At 48.8% G+C, this 18,981-nt stretch carries 18 protein-coding genes and 3 pseudogenes; 4 read left to right on the plus strand and 17 right to left on the minus strand.

Annotated features, from left to right (window positions below):
• Positions 1-86: 86 nt before the first annotated feature.
• The 3 genes and pseudogenes from ACQGXV_RS00075 to ACQGXV_RS00085 form a co-directional block, all read right to left on the minus strand.
• Positions 87-1,298, minus strand: a complete 1,212-nt coding sequence (locus ACQGXV_RS00075; RefSeq protein ID WP_440862551.1) for an IS256 family transposase — start codon at positions 1,296-1,298, stop codon at positions 87-89.
• 721 nt (positions 1,299-2,019) lie between these two features.
• A complete protein-coding gene (locus ACQGXV_RS00080; protein ID WP_440862555.1) occupies positions 2,020-2,454 on the minus strand; it encodes a regulatory protein RecX in 435 nt (144 codons plus the stop codon).
• A gap of 37 nt (positions 2,455-2,491) precedes the next feature.
• Positions 2,492-2,695: pseudogene (locus ACQGXV_RS00085) on the minus strand (H-NS family nucleoid-associated regulatory protein); the annotation flags it as partial.
• An 89-nt stretch (positions 2,696-2,784) separates the two neighbouring features.
• On the opposite strand from ACQGXV_RS00085, the gene ACQGXV_RS00090 reads away from it, so the two are divergent.
• Positions 2,785-3,759 carry an IS30 family transposase gene (locus ACQGXV_RS00090; RefSeq protein ID WP_440862556.1) on the plus strand — a complete coding sequence of 325 codons (975 nt, stop codon included), beginning with the start codon at positions 2,785-2,787 and terminating at the stop codon, positions 3,757-3,759.
• Positions 3,760-3,812: 53 nt separating this feature from the next.
• Here the strand turns inward: ACQGXV_RS00090 and ACQGXV_RS00095 are convergent, their stop codons facing one another.
• Positions 3,813-4,124: a TrbM/KikA/MpfK family conjugal transfer protein gene (locus tag ACQGXV_RS00095; protein WP_440862557.1), complete on the minus strand. Its 312-nt coding sequence runs from the start codon at positions 4,122-4,124 to the stop codon at positions 3,813-3,815.
• 73 nt (positions 4,125-4,197) lie between these two features.
• On the opposite strand from ACQGXV_RS00095, the gene ACQGXV_RS00100 reads away from it, so the two are divergent.
• Positions 4,198-4,722 (plus strand): lipocalin family protein, encoded by a 525-nt coding sequence (locus ACQGXV_RS00100; RefSeq protein ID WP_440862558.1) that lies wholly within the window; start codon positions 4,198-4,200, stop codon positions 4,720-4,722.
• A 26-nt stretch (positions 4,723-4,748) separates the two neighbouring features.
• Here ACQGXV_RS00100 and pilV (ACQGXV_RS00105) read toward each other — a convergent pair whose 3' ends face one another.
• The 6 genes from pilV (ACQGXV_RS00105) to ACQGXV_RS00130 all read right to left on the minus strand — a co-directional run bounded on the left by pilV (ACQGXV_RS00105) (position 4,749) and on the right by ACQGXV_RS00130 (position 10,286).
• Positions 4,749-5,963 carry a shufflon system plasmid conjugative transfer pilus tip adhesin PilV gene (pilV, locus tag ACQGXV_RS00105; protein ID WP_440862559.1) on the minus strand — a complete coding sequence of 405 codons (1,215 nt, stop codon included), beginning with the start codon at positions 5,961-5,963 and terminating at the stop codon, positions 4,749-4,751.
• A gap of 68 nt (positions 5,964-6,031) precedes the next feature.
• Positions 6,032-7,315 carry a shufflon system plasmid conjugative transfer pilus tip adhesin PilV gene (pilV, locus tag ACQGXV_RS00110; RefSeq protein ID WP_440862560.1) on the minus strand — a complete coding sequence of 428 codons (1,284 nt, stop codon included), beginning with the start codon at positions 7,313-7,315 and terminating at the stop codon, positions 6,032-6,034.
• Complete coding sequence (locus ACQGXV_RS00115) at positions 7,312-7,992, minus strand: prepilin peptidase (RefSeq protein ID WP_440862561.1); 681 nt, start codon at positions 7,990-7,992, stop codon at positions 7,312-7,314. The genes pilV (ACQGXV_RS00110) and ACQGXV_RS00115 overlap by 4 nt, the downstream gene beginning before the upstream one ends.
• Entirely contained in the window at positions 7,989-8,459 is a 471-nt protein-coding gene (locus tag ACQGXV_RS00120) for a lytic transglycosylase domain-containing protein (RefSeq protein WP_440862600.1), read from the minus strand. The genes ACQGXV_RS00115 and ACQGXV_RS00120 overlap by 4 nt, the downstream gene beginning before the upstream one ends.
• A gap of 84 nt (positions 8,460-8,543) precedes the next feature.
• Positions 8,544-9,122, minus strand: coding sequence for a type 4 pilus major pilin (locus ACQGXV_RS00125; RefSeq protein ID WP_440862562.1), 579 nt, complete (start codon positions 9,120-9,122; stop codon positions 8,544-8,546).
• 48 nt (positions 9,123-9,170) lie between these two features.
• Positions 9,171-10,286, minus strand: a complete 1,116-nt coding sequence (locus tag ACQGXV_RS00130) for a type II secretion system F family protein (protein WP_440862563.1) — start codon at positions 10,284-10,286, stop codon at positions 9,171-9,173.
• Positions 10,287-10,381: 95 nt separating this feature from the next.
• On the opposite strand from ACQGXV_RS00130, the gene ACQGXV_RS00135 reads away from it, so the two are divergent.
• Positions 10,382-10,876: an Hsp20 family protein gene (locus ACQGXV_RS00135; RefSeq protein WP_440862564.1), complete on the plus strand. Its 495-nt coding sequence runs from the start codon at positions 10,382-10,384 to the stop codon at positions 10,874-10,876.
• 28 nt (positions 10,877-10,904) lie between these two features.
• Here ACQGXV_RS00135 and ACQGXV_RS00140 read toward each other — a convergent pair.
• The 4 genes and pseudogenes from ACQGXV_RS00140 to ACQGXV_RS00155 all read right to left on the minus strand — a co-directional run bounded on the left by ACQGXV_RS00140 (position 10,905) and on the right by ACQGXV_RS00155 (position 15,799).
• Positions 10,905-12,419, minus strand: a pseudogene (locus tag ACQGXV_RS00140) (GspE/PulE family protein).
• Positions 12,420-12,436: 17 nt separating this feature from the next.
• Positions 12,437-12,880 (minus strand): type IV pilus biogenesis protein PilP, encoded by a 444-nt coding sequence (gene pilP / locus ACQGXV_RS00145; RefSeq protein ID WP_440862565.1) that lies wholly within the window; start codon positions 12,878-12,880, stop codon positions 12,437-12,439.
• Complete coding sequence (pilO2, locus tag ACQGXV_RS00150; RefSeq protein WP_440862566.1) at positions 12,867-14,162, minus strand: type 4b pilus protein PilO2; 1,296 nt, start codon at positions 14,160-14,162, stop codon at positions 12,867-12,869. The genes pilP and pilO2 overlap by 14 nt, the downstream gene beginning before the upstream one ends.
• Positions 14,162-15,799 (minus strand): PilN family type IVB pilus formation outer membrane protein, encoded by a 1,638-nt coding sequence (locus ACQGXV_RS00155; protein WP_440862567.1) that lies wholly within the window; start codon positions 15,797-15,799, stop codon positions 14,162-14,164. The genes pilO2 and ACQGXV_RS00155 overlap by 1 nt, the downstream gene beginning before the upstream one ends.
• Before the next feature lie 202 nt (positions 15,800-16,001).
• Here ACQGXV_RS00155 and ACQGXV_RS00160 point away from each other — a divergent pair, with 202 nt between their 5' ends.
• Positions 16,002-16,964: a hypothetical protein gene (locus tag ACQGXV_RS00160; protein ID WP_440862568.1), complete on the plus strand. Its 963-nt coding sequence runs from the start codon at positions 16,002-16,004 to the stop codon at positions 16,962-16,964.
• 33 nt (positions 16,965-16,997) lie between these two features.
• Here the strand turns inward: ACQGXV_RS00160 and pilM are convergent, their stop codons facing one another.
• The 3 genes and pseudogenes from pilM to ACQGXV_RS00175 form a co-directional block, all read right to left on the minus strand.
• Positions 16,998-17,444, minus strand: a complete 447-nt coding sequence (gene pilM, locus ACQGXV_RS00165; RefSeq protein ID WP_440862569.1) for a type IV pilus biogenesis protein PilM — start codon at positions 17,442-17,444, stop codon at positions 16,998-17,000.
• Complete coding sequence (locus ACQGXV_RS00170; RefSeq protein WP_440862570.1) at positions 17,444-18,406, minus strand: TcpQ domain-containing protein; 963 nt, start codon at positions 18,404-18,406, stop codon at positions 17,444-17,446. The genes pilM and ACQGXV_RS00170 overlap by 1 nt, the downstream gene beginning before the upstream one ends.
• A pseudogene (locus tag ACQGXV_RS00175) lies at positions 18,403-18,846 on the minus strand (ATPase, T2SS/T4P/T4SS family); the annotation flags it as partial. The pseudogene ACQGXV_RS00175 and the gene ACQGXV_RS00170, both read right to left, overlap by 4 nt.
• Positions 18,847-18,981: the final 135 nt, after the last annotated feature.

Raw genomic sequence — 18,981 nt, forward strand, 5'->3', positions numbered from 1 at the left:
AAAATACCTCATTGGGAGAACGATAGCCCAGCGATTTTCTGCCCCTTGTGAGTCTGTAAAGAATTTTGTGTAAATGGCTCCATTGCTTAACCGGAGATTCGTTCTCCATACATCAACATGAATTGGCTCATAGCAGGTTTCCAGTCTCTGATTGGCAAGGTCCATTTAGCAGAGATATTATGCAAGGCTAGATAGAGTAATTTTATCACCGAGTCATCCGTTGGAAATATTCGTCGCGTTTTCGTTATCTTGCGCAATGAAGCATTTAACGACTCTATCGCGTTGGTGGTGTAGATAACCTTGCGGATCTCCGGCGGAAAGTCAAAAATGACGATGAGACGTTCCCAATTATTTCTCCACGACGGGCTGATCGTCGGGAACTGTTCATCCCATTTGGCCGCGAAGGCATCCAGGGCCTCTTCAGCGCCCTCTAGCGTTGCGGAACTATAGATGGTGCGCAGGTCAGCAGCAACGGCCTTACGCTCTTTCCAGCCGACGTAGCGCAGCGAGTTCCGCACCTGATGCACAATGCAGAGCTGTACCCGCGTATGCGGGTAAACAGCTTCAATGGCATCAGGAAAGCCTTTCAGGCCATCGCAGCAGGCGACGAAGATGTCCTTTAGCCCACGATTTTTCAGTTCTGTCATCACAGATAACCAGAACTTGGCCCCCTCAGTTTTGGCTATCCATAGCCCCAGCAGCTCTTTTTCGCCCTGGCCGTTGACGCCGAGGGCCAGATAAACAGACTTGTTGGCCACGGCTCCGCCGTCCTGGCTTTTGACAACAATACAGTCAAGGTAAACAATGGGATAAAGCGCATCCAGCGGCCGTTGCTGCCAGCGCTTAACTTCATCCATCACAGCATTGGTCACTTGAGAAATGAAGCCAGCGGAAACATCGACCCCGTAGACTTCTTTAAAGTGTGCCTGAATATCACGGGTTGATAACCCTCTGGAATAGAGAGAAATAATGCGGTCATCGAAGCCGTTAAGCTGTTTTTCGTGCTTACCGATCAGTGTCGGCTCGAAGGTACTGTTGCGGTCGCGCGGAATATCGAGCTCGATCTCCCCATTTTGGCTACGTACGCTCTTGGATGTCTTGCCATTGCGTGAGTTGCCTGAATGATTACCAGCCGGGTCATGCTTAGCATACCCAAGGTGCATCTCCATCTCAGCTTCAAGAACCCGTTCCGCCAGTCTTTTAGTCAGCACCTTGAGTAGGCCTGATTCACCCAGCAGATCCTGAGGGGAGTGACAATCTTGAAGCAGTTGGTCAATAAGTTCGTTGCTGATAGGCATTTTGTTATCCTTTGAAGGTTTTCCTCAAAATGCCATTTACACAGATTATTTTACAGTCCCCCCCTTGTAGGCTTTGTTGAATAATTTAAGATACTGATTTATATAAGCATTATAAAATTTCAACGACTAATTTTTCCTCTCGGAATGCTTTTTATTGTGCTAACTATTTGATTTGTCGTTCTAACAAAATACATTCTCTGTAAATGCATTCTAACTAAAGAAGATGTAAATCAAACGGTTAAATTATTCAACAAAGCCCCCCTTGTATTGAGTATAGCCAACCGACTTAAAAATGATTACATCCTATGCCCTGATACGCCGTTTTAACCTCTTTTTCTTCGCAAGCTCGAAAAATCGGAAAACTGGCTACAAAGAGGGTGGTCGCGCCACGTCGATAAATCGACTTAGCCTCGACGGTGTGCGGGGCTTTGCCCCCCACTGCGGGACGCGCTAGGACGCGCTAAAACGTGTGGGCACGTTTTCCCTTGCGGCTCCCCCCGGCTGCTGCAATTTTCACTCCGTGAAAATGTTTGCAGTGCGGCGATGGATACGGAAGCTTAACAATTTCTCCGAAATTGAACCTTCCGGCATCGCCTCACTTCTTATTTTAACGCTTAACAATTTCTGCGAAATTGAAGCTTAAAATAAGAAGCCTAAAACCCTCGCGTTTAGATCAGGATTTTTTCTGAACATTTTTCTGAAATAAAATGCTTTACTTATTTTAGCTAAAAGATTCAAAAATCATGTCCATAGAAAATCCTTTGTACTGAAGGTAGCGGATCTGTTTTGCTTTCTCTTTTTGCTCTGATGACGGTGTATCAGAAAATTTTTTTATCCTTGCTTCTTTAGCCAGCGAATACCAGTCTATGCCGGACGCCTCTATTTTTTGTTCAATCAATTCTTGCGGAAAGCCTTTTTGCCTGATTTCCTGCTTTATTCTCGTTGGGCCATGGAATTTTTTAATGTGTTTATCTATAAGGTTATTAATTAACTGTGTATCGTTGAGATAGTGGTTATCACTTAACCGCCGAACAACACGGTCAACGTCTTCTTCTTTTTCTGTCAATTTACTGAGTAGGCGATGTAAGCTACCCGAAGAATAGTCTTTTTTAGCTAACAGCGTTATAGCGTAATCATATAATTCGTTTTCACTCATGGTTAAAATCCAGCAGTCTATTTTTTATTTATTCATTTTATTTTTTAATCAAAAACTCGTCAAGGCTACGTCCAGCGCTCAGGGCTTCGGCAATGGGTTTCGGTTTACGCCCTTTTCCTGTCCATGTTTTGGTTTCGCCATTTTCGACAAATTCATATTTTGCTGGGGCTTTTCTGCGGGTCTTGCTAATGTTAACACCGTCACCTAACAGTTCTTCAGCAGTGAAGCCTTCTCCTTCAATGCCCCATTCCCAGTCGAAATGCAACAAAGTGACCCACTGGCCAGAGTCGGATAAAATCACCGTTCTGGCCCTACTGGAGATCCCGTTGCATGCAGGGAAAACATCTGACTCACAAAGAACGGTTCTACATCGAAAAGCGGCGTGGTGATGGGGTTAACCAGGCCACCATCGCCCGGGAACTGGAGCTTCCTCGTTCTACCATCAGCAGGGAACTCAGACGCAATACCGACGCCGCTTTCAACGGGGTCTATTCCTGCAGAAGGGCCGAAACGTTGGCCAGAGGGCGGCGGCAGAAAACACGGCCGGACAGCGTGATTAACCAGCTTGAACCGCACATTCAGGACTTTATCAGAACGGCGCTGTCTACCCACACCTCACCTGAGGTCATCAGTGGGCGCCTGGTCCTGGAATTTGGCCTGTCCGTCAGCAAGAACTCGCTCTATCGCTATATCCAGCAGGAGCGCCGGGCCGGCGGTGAGCTGTATCAGCAGCTCCCTCATCGGGGTAAACGGTATAACTATCAGACCGATGAGAACAAACGCGGTCCTATTCCCAACCGTGTTGGCATTGAGCAGCGGCCGGCCGTTGCTGACCTCAAGCAGGAACCCGGGCATTTCGAGATTGACACCATCTTTGGCAAAGATCAGAAATCATTCCTGCTGACGGTGGTCGATAAAGCCGTCAAGCTGGTCATCATTCGCAAACTGCCCAACAAGCGAGCAGAGACAGTGGTAGCGGCCTTCAGGGACATCGTTGCCAATACCTTCTGCGAGTTTAAAACCCTGACTGCTGACAACGGTTCTGAATTTTCCCAGCACGGGGAAATTACAAAAGTCACGGGGGCACCGGTCTACTTTGCCCGGCCATATCATTCCTGGGAACGCGGGTTGAATGAGCATACCAACGGGCTGATACGGCGTTTTTACGCGAAGGGAACGGACTTCAATTATGTCACCCATCGCAAGGTTGCAGCACTCGAACACCTGCTCAATACGCGAGGCCGAAAATCGCTGGGTTATCGTTCTCCAAATGAGGTATTTTTAACGCACTTACAGGCGGCATAATGCCCTACCGTTTTGTTGCGTTTCGACTGGGAATGGGGCCTTGTATTTTTTTCTCATCCTCTCATTTTCCCAAATTGTTTCATGATGTCGCTGACGATTGCCGGATCTGCCGAAGGGCAACCGGCCAGAAAATCACGTCGTTTCACAAATGTTTTCCACGGGTCAAAACCGTGTCTGCCAAATTTGCTGAGTGAGAAAAATTGACGCACTGCGCCGCTGCATTCGCTTTGATTATTGCCCTGCAATTTTCCGTACATGCACAGCACCACGGTACACGGGTCTCCTGAGTCAACTTTTTTATCCGCAAGAAGAGGGAAACTGGCAGCAAGTAATAGACATACTACTGTGAAGGTTATTTTGTTCATGATAGATTTCCTGTTGGATTATTTTTCATTACGCTGATTTATTCATTGAGAATGTTCACAAGGTTGAATCAACATGAAATTATGGAGAAACATCTATTTATTGATATCTTCACTGCTCTCTCTGTCTTGCAGCGTATCCCCGCCACAAGGGGTACAGGCAGTAGAAAACTTTTCCCTCGATCGCTATCTAGGGACTTGGTACGAAATTGCCAGACTGGATAATCGCTTTGAGCGTGGACTCGAACACATTACCGCCACTTACGTCCGTAATCCAGATGGTAGCGTAAAAGTGATTAATCAAGGGTTTTCGGCCACTCAACAACAATGGCGAAGAAGCATCGGTAAAGCGAAATTTATTGATTCACCTAACCGAGCAGCGCTTAAAGTTTCATTTTTTTGGCCGTTTTATGGTGGCTATCATGTGATAGCTCTGGATCCAGAATATCGTTATGCACTGGTTGCAGGGCCGAGTCGAAATTATCTATGGCTGCTTTCACGCACGACCAAGCTCGAGAACGAGGAAACGACGTCTTTGCTAAAAATCGCCAGAGAGCTAAATTTTCCAGTAGATAAATTGATATGGGTTAATCAGGGATGAAAATAATTTATTTTTATATCAATCAATTATTTACAGCATGTAATAACGTAGGCCGACTCTTCGCGTTGATGACCCACAAATTTGAGACCAGCGGCATACCAACCGACGGGGCAACGATATTCTCTGAAATCGCGGCCACCCCAGTTCCCCATCTGTTTGCATTCGCGTTGTTGCAGCGAGGCTCCTGACGTCCAGCGTCCATTCTGACACGACAGTAAAGCACCTTCGGGGGTTCGGCCTACCAACCCGTTAGGGCTGCATCCCCAACCGGGTTGTGCCGTGCCATCCAGTTGTAAAAATTCGCCGACAGACAGGCGGCCATCGGCCCTGACCGTGCCGCCTTTCAGTTGACCGCCGGTATAAATCCCCTTGTTGTTGACTGAGCGTATCCAGTCGTTATCGTTCATGTAGAAGCCGCCGCCGTGCGCTTCATTTAACCAGCCTTTTCCGTGCTGCGTTATCAGCCAGCCGCCTTGCGTTTTGATATTGCCCCCTGCATTGATTTCCTCCGAATAAATCCCCTTTTTCGCATTCACGGTATTGGCGTTATTAAGATTGTAACCGCCCATATCGATATGGGTGTGCATACGGTTTAACTCAGGCTTATGCTTCACCTGAAAGCGATACAGCCTGTCGCTTTCCTGCAATACGCTACCCAATATTTCTGGCGATAAGGCAATGGCAATATGCCCGTGGCGGCAGTCGAGGCCAAAATCCCTTGGCTGGCTTGTCCAGCCGCCATAAGCGCCGGTAGCGATATTTTTCTCATCGACAAATCCACCCATGCCGGTGATCTGGGCGGCGATTCGGCGCATCCCTTTTTCTGACAAAGCGTCACCCTGTACGCTACAGGTGAGCGCCTGTAGCGCGGGCTGGCCTTTGGCGCTATTTTTCACGACGCCGGTTACGTATTGCTGACCCAAGCCGTTTTTCTCGGCGAAACCCTGTTGCAGATAACCGTTTTTAATCAGTAACGACGGTGTAATACGGTAGGGTAGAGCTTGATTGAATAATTCATCACGATGGTCAGCAATGTACTGTTTTGCCGCTTCATTAAACTGGCTGGCATGACGGGCGGCGACAACCCACTCTTGCTCATCCAGATAGTCACTGTATTTTTCTGCGCCAAACAATCCTGCCATTGCTACAATCACCAGTGCGCCTAACACCTCCAGTGAGACAAAACCGCGATGGAGCGCCGCCCTGTTTGTGTTTACATGATTTTTCACGTTAATTTCCATTTGAAATTTAATGAATGAATGTTTTTTATCTGCTGATGTTGACTCCGTTCACAAAATTTTCAGATAACTTATCCAGCCTTGATAATAAATATCACGGCAATATTTTTGGGGCGCGTTTCATTGGTGGTTCTCACCACTCTGGAAGCATCAAAGCCAACCTGAAATGTCGCGGTTTCGTGCGTGCCAGAGTCACCCGGGCCAATGAAGCGATCATTCCTGAAGGCACCGCCAAAAGACGCATCACCGGCCAAATCCTGAGACCATGTCATGGAGGGGAATTTTCCGGTGATATTCTGCATCGCATCATGCTGCTGGCTTAAGAGTGATCGGGACGGTTCCGAATCAATGCCCGCGCCATGATCGAGTGCACGAACAAAACGCCCGCGAAAATCAGGCAGTTTTAATGAGGGATACAGCAAGGAAAGATCGGGATATTGGCGTTTATTAAAAGATTGCCCGTTTAATTCAAGCCAGTCCGTGGGTAAAACTGAACTCCCCCACATAACAATGGTTCCGATGGGGACGCCTGAACTCCTCGCCCATTTTCCCTTGACACAGGAAACGGATTCTCCGGTCTCTATTCGGGAGACGGTGCCATCGGGATAACAGGTAGCACCGGCGATAACCTGTGAACTGGGGTAAAAATAGTGTGCATTAATCACATTCGCGCGGGTTATGTCGTTATCGCCCATATCGATAGCGGTGTGCATCCGGTTTAGTTCTGGCCGATGCTTCACCTGAAAGCGATACAGTCGGTCGCTTTCCTGCAACACGCTACCAAGGATTTCTGACGATAACGCAATGGCAATATGCCCGTGACGGCAATCGAGGCCAAAATCCCTTGGCTGGCTTGTCCAGCCGCCATAAGAGCCGGTAGCGATATTTTTCTCATTGACATAACCGCCCATCCCGTTAATCATGGCAGCAATCCGGCGCATTCCTTTTTCTGACAGGATGCTACCCTGTACGCTACAGGTGAGCGCCTGTAATGCTGGCTGGCCTTTGGCACTATTTTTGACGATGCCGGTCACATACTGCTGACCAAAACCATTTTTCTCCGCGAAGCCACGTTGTAAATATCCCTTATTTATCAGCGAGGAAGGGGTAATACGTTTGGGGAGCGGCTGATTGAGTAGCTCATCACGATGGTCAGCAATATATTGCTTTGCAGCCTCATTAAACTGACTGACATGACGGGCAGAGACGGCCCACTCCTGTTCATCCAGATAGTCGCTGTATTTCTCTGCACCCCATAAAGCCGCTAATGCCACAACCACCAATGCCCCCATGATTTCCAGCGAGACAAATCCGCGATGGATATCGTGTTTATTTTTTTGTGTTATTTTTTTCAACGTATGATCTCCTTAACATAACTCCCCATCAGCCAAAGGTGGTCAATTGCCGCCACGCCACACAAAAACGGCGCAAACGGTGCTGAACGATGATTGACGTTTTCTTGCCACTGAATTGGATGGCGTGATCTTCTTGCCAGCAAAAAAAGACCCCCTGCAATAGCCGCACCACTGATAACCCAAAGTACCGCGGGGAAGGAAAACCACAGGCCCAATCCCGCCATTAGGTACACATCACCCAAACCAAATTGCGCGCGGTCATCGCGACGATAAGCGAGGGTTCGCAGTCCCCAAAGCACGCCAAAGACACTTAACGCGGTGAGCAGGGCGGTTAATCCGCTTTCCGGAGACAAGATAAAACGCCAGACGGCTCCTGTGAGACCAAACGCCAGCGTAAAACAGCGCGGTAAGCACCGACTGGCTGCATCCAGATAGATAAACAAGGCTAAAAACGCGAGGAAAAGCAGAGAAAACAGTCCCTGTAGCGGCGAGGGCGCTAATATTGTCGATAGAAAGGTTAATCCGGTAAAAATCACGCATGTTAACGTAATCATCCGACCGATGGCTGACAGCGGACGCTCCTGATGAACATCGAGAAAATGCCTTGCGACAATGACCACGCCGCTTTGCACGATGACAGCGCACAGTCCCAGCAACACCAGACTCACCGCGCTCACGGCTTCCTCCTGTCACCGCTGATAACCGGCCAGTAGCGCGCATAAATCTGTTGGGCATAGCGTAAGCGTTTCTGTTTATTGCGCGGATGAAAGCCCGCGTTATACGACCCTAGACAAGCCCAGTTAACGCCACACTCACGCAGATGTTGCGCCAGTATCCACGCGCCGATTTTGACGTTAAGGCAAGGCTGATTGAGCAAATCCTGCTGATCGCGAATGACCCCCATTTTTTTGAGTTTAGGGATGTGCGTCGAATTGATCTGCATCAGCCCATAATCGGTACTCAACACCCGCCCCTGTTTATCCCGATTGATATTGACCGCTCTCGCAGAGAGGCTGCTTTCCTGCTGGGCGATGGCTTTGAGCAGTTTCGGGTCAATCTGGTATATCGCCCCCGCTTCATTAAAACAAAATGCCTGTGCCGCCGTGGTCATGCTCATGGCAAGCCAAAAGGGGATAATTTTCATGTTAGCGCGCCTTAAATGCAGAAAAAGCAACACCCGCCTTTCCTGCATGGAAAGGATGAGAAAAATTAAAAAAGAAAGGGAAGATCAGGTATTGGATTTAAAGATGAGGGTATTCACGCCGACCGAGCCATTATTCGCTTTACATTGCGTCCCGGCCTTTTCTGCGGTGACGGCCCCCACATTGTTGGTACCGGAAATAGAGACCTCGTGTATCATCGCGCTGCCGCTCAGTTTGGTTGCCATGATGACACAGGCGTCTTGCGGCACATTCTTATAGGTCACGGAAAAACCTTTGTTATTGGCTGACCCCTGAATTTTTTCCGGGGCAATAATCACATCACCGCCCCAGCCGTTGGCAATCTTGGCCGCGCCGCTCGCCTTGTCACCGTTAATGGTCATGCTACCCGGTACGCCGCCAAACTGCACCAGTGTACCGGTCATCTTCGCTCCACTGCTAAACGGGTATTCACCCTGCGTTTTTAACATGCCACGGGCTTGCGTCACCAAGGCCTGCACATTGGACATTTCATCGTTAAGGGTGCTTTTATTAAACAGGATAGAGACGGCGCTGACAGCCAGCACAATGGCGACCGCGATAATCGCCAATACCCCCATCGCTTCCAGACTTAAAAAAACCCGGTGCAACGTTGCCTTGTTTTTCATAACGTCCTCTTTTGTTTGTGAATAAAACGACATATTATCTTTCATTCCTTACCCCATTTGATTGACCATGGTATTTAAATCGCTGCTGGCTAATAGCAGCAGCAACATGTAGCCGAATACCAACAAGAAGCAGAAAGCCGTTAAATAGCGTGATGTTTTCTTGACCTGCGAAATGGTGATCTGCAACCAGCGGTCGGCATAGCGTTCAAGGCTGTTTTCGGCTCCTGCGCCTTCGGTTAACAGCATCATCTGATTGACACACTCCCGTGAGGGAAAGTGATAGCCGGTACTTTTTAAGGCCAGCCCCAGATGTTCGCCCTGTCGCATATAATGCAGGGTTTCATTAATGCGCCTTTCCAGCCACGGACTGGCGGTTTCACCGAGCATATTCACCGCCTGCATGACTGGGATATTGACCCGCAGCAAAGCGGCAATATTCAGCAAAAAGTAAACCCCCTGCACCGCGCGATACACTGACCATGGCGGCAGGTGGTCGGCGATTTTCCGGTTTGCCCAATTACCCATAGACCAGACGATAAGCGCACTGAGCGCCAGTAACACCAACAGCAGTAACCACTCGAAATGAACCATAAATTCAGAAATGCCGGTGAGCAGGCTAAGCGCGCCCTCCCATTTTTCGCGCGGTATCAGCCTGTCCAGCTTGGGGATAAATTTGTTACATACCATGTGCATCATCAGCACCACGATCCCGAGCAGAAAGCAGGGGTAGGCCAGTGCGCTAAACAGGGCGGAGACCATGGTTTTCTTGCCTTCCACAATCTGGCTGGCACGGCGTAGGGCATCAGAGAGCTTGCCGGACAGGAGACCAGAGCCAATCAGGGTGGCTTCCTGAACCGGCACCCATTCCAGTAGTACTTTTTCAAACGCCCCTTGCCCCTCATCCAGCGCAGACAGGCAATCGGTCAACAGCACGGCGTAGGGGTGATGATTACGACCAAAATCGGTGGCGACATTGCGCATATCCAGAAAGGCTTGCTGCAACGATTTATTGTTATCCAGCAAAAAGGCCAGCATGTCGTAGAAGGCAATGCGGTCTTTGGCGGAAAAGGTTTTTTGGTAAATCCATCTCAGTGTTGCGTCAATGCGAGGTTTGACGGCAACAAAGGTTGACGTTAATGAGGGCAACATTGGTTTTTCTCTCATGTTGATGGGGGAACCACTTGAAAACGTATCAACTGTCCCTAATATGAAGAATGTGAACGTAAAATTTCACTCAATACCTGTTAAAGGAGGATACTATGGCCTATCGTTCTTTCTCTCTCATTCCCGCACTCAGCAATCATCTGCTGTCTGACCGTTTTAACCAGATAGATAATCTGTTTAGCCGTTTGACCGGTGAAAGCCCGGTGGCGGATACGCCCGCCTATAATCTGCTGCAAAAAGATAAAGAGCATTATGAAATGACGGTGAGCGTACCCGGCTATACGCAGGATGAACTCGATATTTCAGTGCTGAATAACCAGTTAACCCTGAGCGGTAAACCGAAGGTTGAGGAAACAGAGGTTAACGAAGAAAAAGAGGGCATCAAATGGTTGCATAAAGGGATTAGAAAAAGTGCGTTTTCCTTAAGTTTCAACCTTGAGCATCGGATAACCATCCAGCAGGCGAATCTGGATAAGGGATTATTAACACTACAATTTACCTACGATATTCCTGAACAGGAAAAACCGCAGAAGATTGCCATTGGTGTGCAAAATAAATCCGGGTGTGTGCTTGAGCACAACGCCGCGTAACCATAGCGCCCCGACGATTTGGGGCGCTTTAATTTTCCAGCTGCAATAACGTATAACTGTCTTCATCAATCGGGCAAATGAAGTGCGTGGCCAGTGGATCAACTTCTCCGGCATGGATGTAGTGCAACACGTGCTAATTACGGGTAATGCCGCCCAGTTTTCGATGCCAGTAGGTTTTCGCTGCCGCCTTGCTTTTTGTCCGGTACAGTTCAAAGAACTGCGCATCCGGGGCGATCACTTCGGCCACCACGATCCGCCCGACAATGCCATGGAAACAGTGTTCGCAGCCTTCAACATGGCGCATAAACACCTTTTCAGGCTGGCAATACTGTTCAATCAGTAAGCGATCATCCTCCTCAAGCCGCTCTGCTACCCGGTGATAAGGGACTTTGCAGTGAGGACATAAGCGCTGAACCAGCCGTTGGCTTATCAACCCAATCAACAACTGCGGATCGGCCAGTAGTCTTGCGGATATCCCTTCTATTTCCAGTCGTTCAAGGATATTCAGGCCATCATTGGCGTGAAGTGTGGTCATCAGCAGATGCCCGGTCATGGCCGCTTTCAGGGCGGTGATGGCGGATTCCAAATCGCGGATTTCGCCGTTTAAAATCGCATCCGGATCACAACGCAAGGCATAGGCCATCGATAGCAGCCATGCGCGTTTGATTTCTTCGGTGTTTTTCTTATCAGCAATGATCGGCGTCTGGATTGCACCGTAAATACGGCCTTCGGGCGGATCTTCAATGGTTAACAGTCGTCGTACCGGTAATTTGTTGATATAGCCCCACAGCGCAAGATAGGCGGCAGACGCTGTGCGTAGTGTGGTGGATTTCCCTGAGCCGGTTGGCCCGGATAAAATCATCATCCCTTCGGGACGACGCAACAGGCGTTTCAGTACCCGGATTTGCTCAGGCAAAAAGCCCAGTTTTTCAAAATCCGGTACGGCATCGCCATCATCCTTAATTAAACGCATCACCACATATAGCCCGCCGACAGATGACATATGGGCATAACGTGCGCCAAATATCCCTAACGGTTTTAAAAACCGTTCGGCAATGCGGCCATCCTGATGAAGATTGGGGTAAAACTGTTTCTCGGTGACATCACACATCGACAGGATAATGGTGGACGCCAGCGCCATTCCTTCGTCCTTGTCGATGCAGTCCAGACTCTGCAACTCACCGTGCACCCGCACTTCAACATAGCAAAATTCGCTGCCATCGCGCCCGATAGTGAAATGTAGATCAGAGGCCGAGAGTGCAATGGCCTTGCGGAAGTAGCTTAATACCCGCTGCTGGTTAACGCTGTGGGCCGGAGCGTCGCTCGACAGGGGGAGGGCTACGTTGGCGATTTCATCCAGCGACAGGCTGGCCCAGCGGGTAAGACCCGGAAAGGCTTTTTGTACCCGGCTGACAAAATGTTGAACTTTAAAATCCTCGCGGTAATTGTCCGCGATAAAAATATCAATCATGCCGTCCTCGGCCTGTGTCACCCGCACAAAGCGGGCGATATCGGCATCGGGCTGCGGAAGGGTATTTAACATCACTCTTTTTCTCCTCATTAATAAAATGCCAGTGTGCGTTTGTCGTTGCCGTCAGCAACACGCACTTCGCGGGCGCTAATCGCCTCAACCCAAAAACGGGTGCCGGGGATCTGCTCGCCTTGCCGTAGTTCGGCCCGCTTGCCATCGGAAAGCACCAGACGCGCCATAAGCTGCTTGCCACTGCCGTAAATTTCTTCTACTGACGGTAAGCCTCCGGCGCGGGGCAAAATGGCCAACTCCCGGCCAGTAAGCGGTAAATTCGCTGTCCGGGCATCAATACCGCTCTCTTCCAGTTCGCGCTGAATGCGGGCGCGGGCGGCTTTGGCTTCCAGCAGGACGGTTTCGGCCTGTATCTGCTCTAGCCGTTGCAGGGTGTATTCTTCCATTACCGGCGGTGTTTCGGCATAAGCTGCTGTGCTTACCCACGCCGCAATAAACAGAGCACGTTTATGATTTTGCATATAATTTTCCTTCCATCCGGTAACTTAAACGCCCCTGATTGAGCGTGATCGTGATGACGTGAAGGCGTAAACCCAGATCGTCCAGTTCATCAAACAGCAGGGTTGGGGGGATGGTGGTTTCCAGTGAAAAACTAAAACTGCGCCACGGCAAAATCCGCTCTTCGCCGTTAGCGCTCACCTGACGGTTATCCTCTTCCTGTAGGTTAATCGGCAAGCGCATCCGTTGCGCAAAGGTGGTTAATCGCTGTATCTGGTTATCCGCCTCCGGCAGGGCGCGCGTATCCGGCGAGGGGGTGAAGGTCACGGGTTGGCTAAACCCGCCGGTATCACCCTGACCGGGTAAATTGAAATACGGCATCGTTTGCCCGGCGTAAACCTGCTTCACCCGGTAAGCGAAATCGCCCACGGTGGCCCCAACGGGTTTGCTGTACGCCAGTCGTAGTGTCCCTTCCTGTGCGCACTGCGCCTCTTTAAAGCGCCAGCCTGCCAGCGACAGCGGGATTTTTTGCCAGCGTTCGGCACAAGCGCTGATAAACGGCATCAATCGCGGTGTGTCATGCCACGGCGAGCGCAGAGCCGGGGAGGTTTGCACCTGTTGCTGTGCCAGCCATGCCGCCCGTATTGCGGCCTGACGTAACGTTTCCTGATGGGTTTGAACCCCGTTCCAGCCGACGTAACCGGCCAACATCAGGCCGCCCAGGGTGAACAGGCCTAACAATCGCCGCGTGCGCGATGTCACCTGAAAGCGGGCACTGGCTGGAAAACGAAGCCCTGCCAGCAAGCCTTCCATATCAAACGGTTGGCTATCGGCGATGTTCCAGTCTGCCGGGGCGAAAATCTGCCAGCCGCCTTCCGGCTCGCGGTTAAACTGGCAAAAGTTTTTTTGCGCCTGTGCTATCGCGGCCTTGTCGCCCACCACATCGTTAATCAGCACCCCGTCGATGCTGCTAACAAAGCCGTAGCGCGCGTTATCCAGCGCGATAATGGCGTAGCCACTGCCTTTCAGTTGCCGGACGATGAGCAGTGCCAGCGCGTAACCGTCCTTGCAGCCTTTGGGCAACGTCAACGCCGCCCAATTGACCAGCCCCATCACCCACTGCGGGTTTTTCTGGCTGTCCCGATAGCGGTAACTGACCACGCGATCTGCCCCTAGCCGTCGCGCTTCGCTTTTGACGTTTTTCCCTGCCCGCAACGTCACGGGGAGCCAGTCTATGCCGAGCAGAAAAACACGGCGACCTCGCACAATCGGCGTCGCGGTAAACAGCGGTGTTGTCGTCATCATTACCCCTCCTGCGACAGAACCGGGGTAATAAGCACAACCAGCATCCGGTCACCGTCTTCTGCCTGTTGACCGCCACCTAACCCGAAGAACCCCGGTTGGCCGACGCCCTGTTTGCTGCCTTTACGGCTGGCCTGCTGAAAGCCGGATAACACCAGTGTCTGGCCGGTTTTCATTTTCACGCGCTGGGTAAAAGTTTTTAGTTGGGTATTGAGCAACTCGACCGAGCTTTCCCCAGAAGTAAAGGTACGGCGGGTAGGCGGTTCAGAGAGATTAATGGCGAATTGCAGCAACAGGTGCTGACCGTCCGGCATGATATTGGGCAGCAGATTGATATAAAAGCCGGTAGTAATAGTAGCGGGCTGAATTGACGTGGCCGTGCCGACATTCGCGGTGGATTGCGTTGTCACCTGTGCCACATAATCTTCCTGTTCAGCGACCTGCATGGCAACCGGCGAAAGATTGGTGGTGGTATTCGACTGTTGGGTGACAACACTGACTTTAGCCTGCTCTGCCAGCGCTTTGAGAAAGACTTTTGACCCCGCCAGCCGCCCGTCTACCACCGAGAATCCGCCATTCATGATATTGCCTGCCGCACCGCCAAAGGCTTGACTGAGCGACAACCCTAAACGACCATTGTTAAAAACGGCGTTCCAGTCCAGTCCTAACTGGTCTTTTTGCCGTTTTTCCACGCTCAACACTTCAATATTGAGCACCACTTGCCTGTCTAATGTCTGGTTGCGCTCGTCAACAAAGCGCTCAACCGTATCCAGCACCCGTGGCACATCGGTGACGGTTAGATTACCGGCAGACAGGAACATACGCCCCAGCCCCGGCGTCAGCATCGATTTTACCGCCCCCTGTAAATCGGCATACAGGGAGGATTTTATGGTGGTTGAGGTGGATTGTGACGTGGTGGCATCACCACTCAGTGCATTGCCGCTTTGCCCGCCGCTGTTACCGGCTTTGGAGGTGGTGCCGCTGACCACACGGGATTGGTAATCGGTCTGTGAATCCATAAAATTCAGCGTAAATGACCGGGTTTCCAGCGCGTAGATAACTATCTGCCCCGATTCATAGCGCCACGACACGCCAAGGCGACTGGCGATAGTGTCAAGCAGCCCGGAAAGCGGGCCGTTCCAGTAAAGTCCGTTCAGATTCGCGCCGGTGTTAACCGCAGCAGGCGCAGAGGATGAGGCCATCCCGATGGCAGCCAGCGGCACCATGCCATTGACATCCGGCGGCGGGATATCGCCTTTCATCTGCTGGGTCTGGCCGCCAGAGACGCCGCCCAATAGCGTTAATGCATCTGGCGTGACGGAAACGGGAATGCGGCACACACGGGTAATGCGCTCAGAGACGTCATGCAGGCTCAGTGAGCCTTGCCGGTTAAGGGTAATGGTACAAGGTGGGGTGGCTTTTTTTATCGCCGTTCGGTCAATCATCGGCGTGGGATTCACCCACTGCCGGGGCGCTTCGCGTAATACTGGCGATGGCGAGGTCAGCGTTTGCATCTGCTGCCTAGCCTTTGCGTCTGTCGCTTCACTGCTTTTCATGTTTTGATTAATGCGCTCAATACTGGTACAGCCAGACAATGCCAGCACCACCAGTAAAGGCGCAGCAGAAAAAATCGCTCGCATGATGTATCCTTTGATAAATAGAGTGCGTTATCTACGAGAAGAAGAAAATAAGGAGGAATAAGATGACATCACATGTTGCGATTTGCGCAATCTCGATCCCTCCATAGACTGAAATCGAGAATTTCCTTGCTGGGGAACGATGAAGCGGAATTCTATTATTTCGTTGTGTAGAGATGTTAATACGATTTTTTGGTGACTAACAATGAGCGTTAAAAACAACATTCTAATTACATTCATTATGATAATTATGTTTTTATCAAAAAGCCATGCTCAAATCGCCATTGAGGACTATAAAAATATTTTTATTCCCATGTATAATTTAAAGGGGGAATTAAAAATAGCGATTCGTAGTTATTTTTCCAATAACGATATGAATTATTTGCTAGTTGATCCGGTAACGCTTGTCACTGAAACGGATAAAGCGGTAAATTTAAGCCATAACAACCCCTTAAAAGATAATCAATCGAGTTACTTCACCACTAAAGAATTAGAGAGTACCAACTATTTTAAAGCGTTAAAAACTTACTCATTTCCTCCATATCTTTTGCAGAATTATGGGTTGACACATTCTGATAGTATTAATGGTATGTTTCTTAGTGTTGACTTATGCCCATCAAAAAGATTTTTTGAAAGAGATTTCTTTAGGCGCTTGTTATCAATTGCTGATGAACATCATAAAAAATTCCCTATCGCCATCGCCATAAGTGGTTTATGGATACGTAATCATCAGAAAGAATTTAATTGGCTAATTAAAAATGAAAAAACTTTAGATATAACTTGGGTGAATCATTCGTTTAGTCACCCATACTTTAAAGGTAAACCAGCTAATGAAAACTTTTTGTTGTTTCCGGGGGTAGACATGAAAAACGAAGTGTTAATGACGGAGAAACTTTTATTGCAACATAATCAGGTTCCTTCAATATTTTTTCGATTTCCAGGGTTAGTTTCAAATGAAATGACAGTGAAAGAATTGAATAAGCTAGGTTTAATCCCTGTCGGCAGTAATGCTTGGTTAGCGAAAGGTGAACTTCCTAAATCAGGAAGTATTGTTTTGATTCATGGTAATGGAAACGAACCGCTAGGTATAAAGATAGCATTGAAATTAATTAACCACGACATCAATTGGTTGCCATTGAATTACGCTTTATCAGAGAATGAGCAATAAAAATATGAAATACAAAAACTTTCATTTCCTTGCCTAATTAAGATAAACAATCGCCTCATCTGCGATACGTGCCGGTAAGACAATTTGCATATCACGCCCACTATTATCAAAAAGGCGGTGATTTTTTACGCTGCCCAATAGCGCAGAATCGCGGGTTTGGGTTTTGAGTTCCGCCATTAATCCCGGTGAAAAAGGTTGCCAGACAAAAACACGCTGGCTGGCAATGACATGCTGGATGGGCGAATGCGGCGTGATACCGATTTGCGCCGCTGTTAGCACAATCTCATTGGGATTCTTCGTTACATCAGGGTGGAGATAGAGATAATCATTAATTGCGTTGATATAGTGAACCGTCTCTATCGCCTGTTGCGTCGTGGTGGTTGTCATTTCGGTGTTATTGAGATTGTCCGCCTGTTGATGCTGATAAAATCCAGCCAGCGATAACGACACCAGTAGAAAAGAAAGGATTAAATAGCCCATTATCCCCCCGGTGGTTTATCGGTGATGCGTATCAGGCATTGCGCACTATTGGTTTCAGCATAAAGCGGCTTTTTGGCCGACTGGTATAATTCCAAAACATTTCTCAGTGCGGATTTAAAATCCCCACTGAATTTTAGTGGCGCGTCAATCTGATAATTCACCGACGTTTGCCATAAAACCGACCAATTTTTCACTCCCTGCGCGACACAAGACTCCTTTATTGCCCATGCCATAACCCCCTCTTTTAACGTTCCGCCTTTTTCTATCTGCCACGTTTGCACAGGTTTTTGGGGCGGCGTGACTTTCATCGATGTAAGGGGCTTATCCGTAAGCAACGCCGTTGTTTTTGGCGGCACTATCGCTTTTTGCGATTGAATGAGGGATTTATTTCCCTGCGTGGGTGACAAGTGATTTTTAACGCTGATAATTTGCGGAGGTTTCGTCACCGTCAGCGGTTTACTTGTCATCGGCTGATTATCATTTGCAATATTTTTCGCTGCCAACAGGCGTTCAGGCTGTTTCTTTACCGGGAGAGGATGAATATCAACCGGTTTATCGATGCGATAGAAATAAATATCGGTTTCACCGCATCCGAGACATCCCTGCTTGACCTGATAGTCAATCACCCCTTTTGCGCCATGCGTCCTGAGCCAGCGCTTGGCATTAAAATAGCCTGCTGATGTTTGAGTTAACACCACAATCTGATTGGCATGGGTGACGGCAAAGTAATCATCGGGAAGATAGTTTCCTTTTTCTCCATCAAAATCATAAATCGCTTTTGCCCAGTGACCCGCGATAACGGGCGACGGTATGACCACATTGTTTTCTTTCCAGTCAGGCATTACGCTATTGATTTCAATAGCAGAGCCTGACCAGTTTACCTGCGGAGGGGGCGGTGGTGAAGAACAACCTGTTAAAAAAAACATCGGAGAAAGACAAATAGTCGATAAAATCTTTATCATACCTTTAAGTCCTCGTAATACGATTTACGATGTAATGGGCGAAAGTAAATATCATTCATACGCCGAATATTTCCATCGAGATCGATACTGACAATAACATCCAGACTGTCTAAAACCTTACGCAACATAAACGTGTAGGGGAGTTGGCTACATTGTGGATTCTCGTAACAACGCGTAATAAAACCATCGATAGCTTCCTTTGCTGAACCCGCGTGAATCGAAGTCATGCTTCCTTCATGTCCAGAGCCAGTGATCTTTAAAAAATCCCACGCTTCCGCGCCACGAACTTCCGTTAATAGAATGCGGTCAGGGTTCATACGGTAATTCCAACGCAGGAGACTCGCTGGCGTCACGATAGCACCGCCTTTTTCATCTGATGATTCAGACGGATAAAACAAATGAACGTAATTTTTGTGGATAAAGAAGGTGATCTCCGGGTTGGCTTTGTTGAATAATTTAACCGTTTGATTTACATCTTCTTTAGGTAGAATGCATGTACAGAGACTGTATTTTGTTAGAACGACAAATCAAGTAGTTAGCACAATAAAAAGCATTACGGCTGGAAAACTTAGTTG

This window comes from Symbiopectobacterium purcellii, assembly GCF_052050035.1.
Classification (GTDB): Bacteria; Pseudomonadota; Gammaproteobacteria; order Enterobacterales; family Enterobacteriaceae; genus Symbiopectobacterium; species Symbiopectobacterium purcellii_A.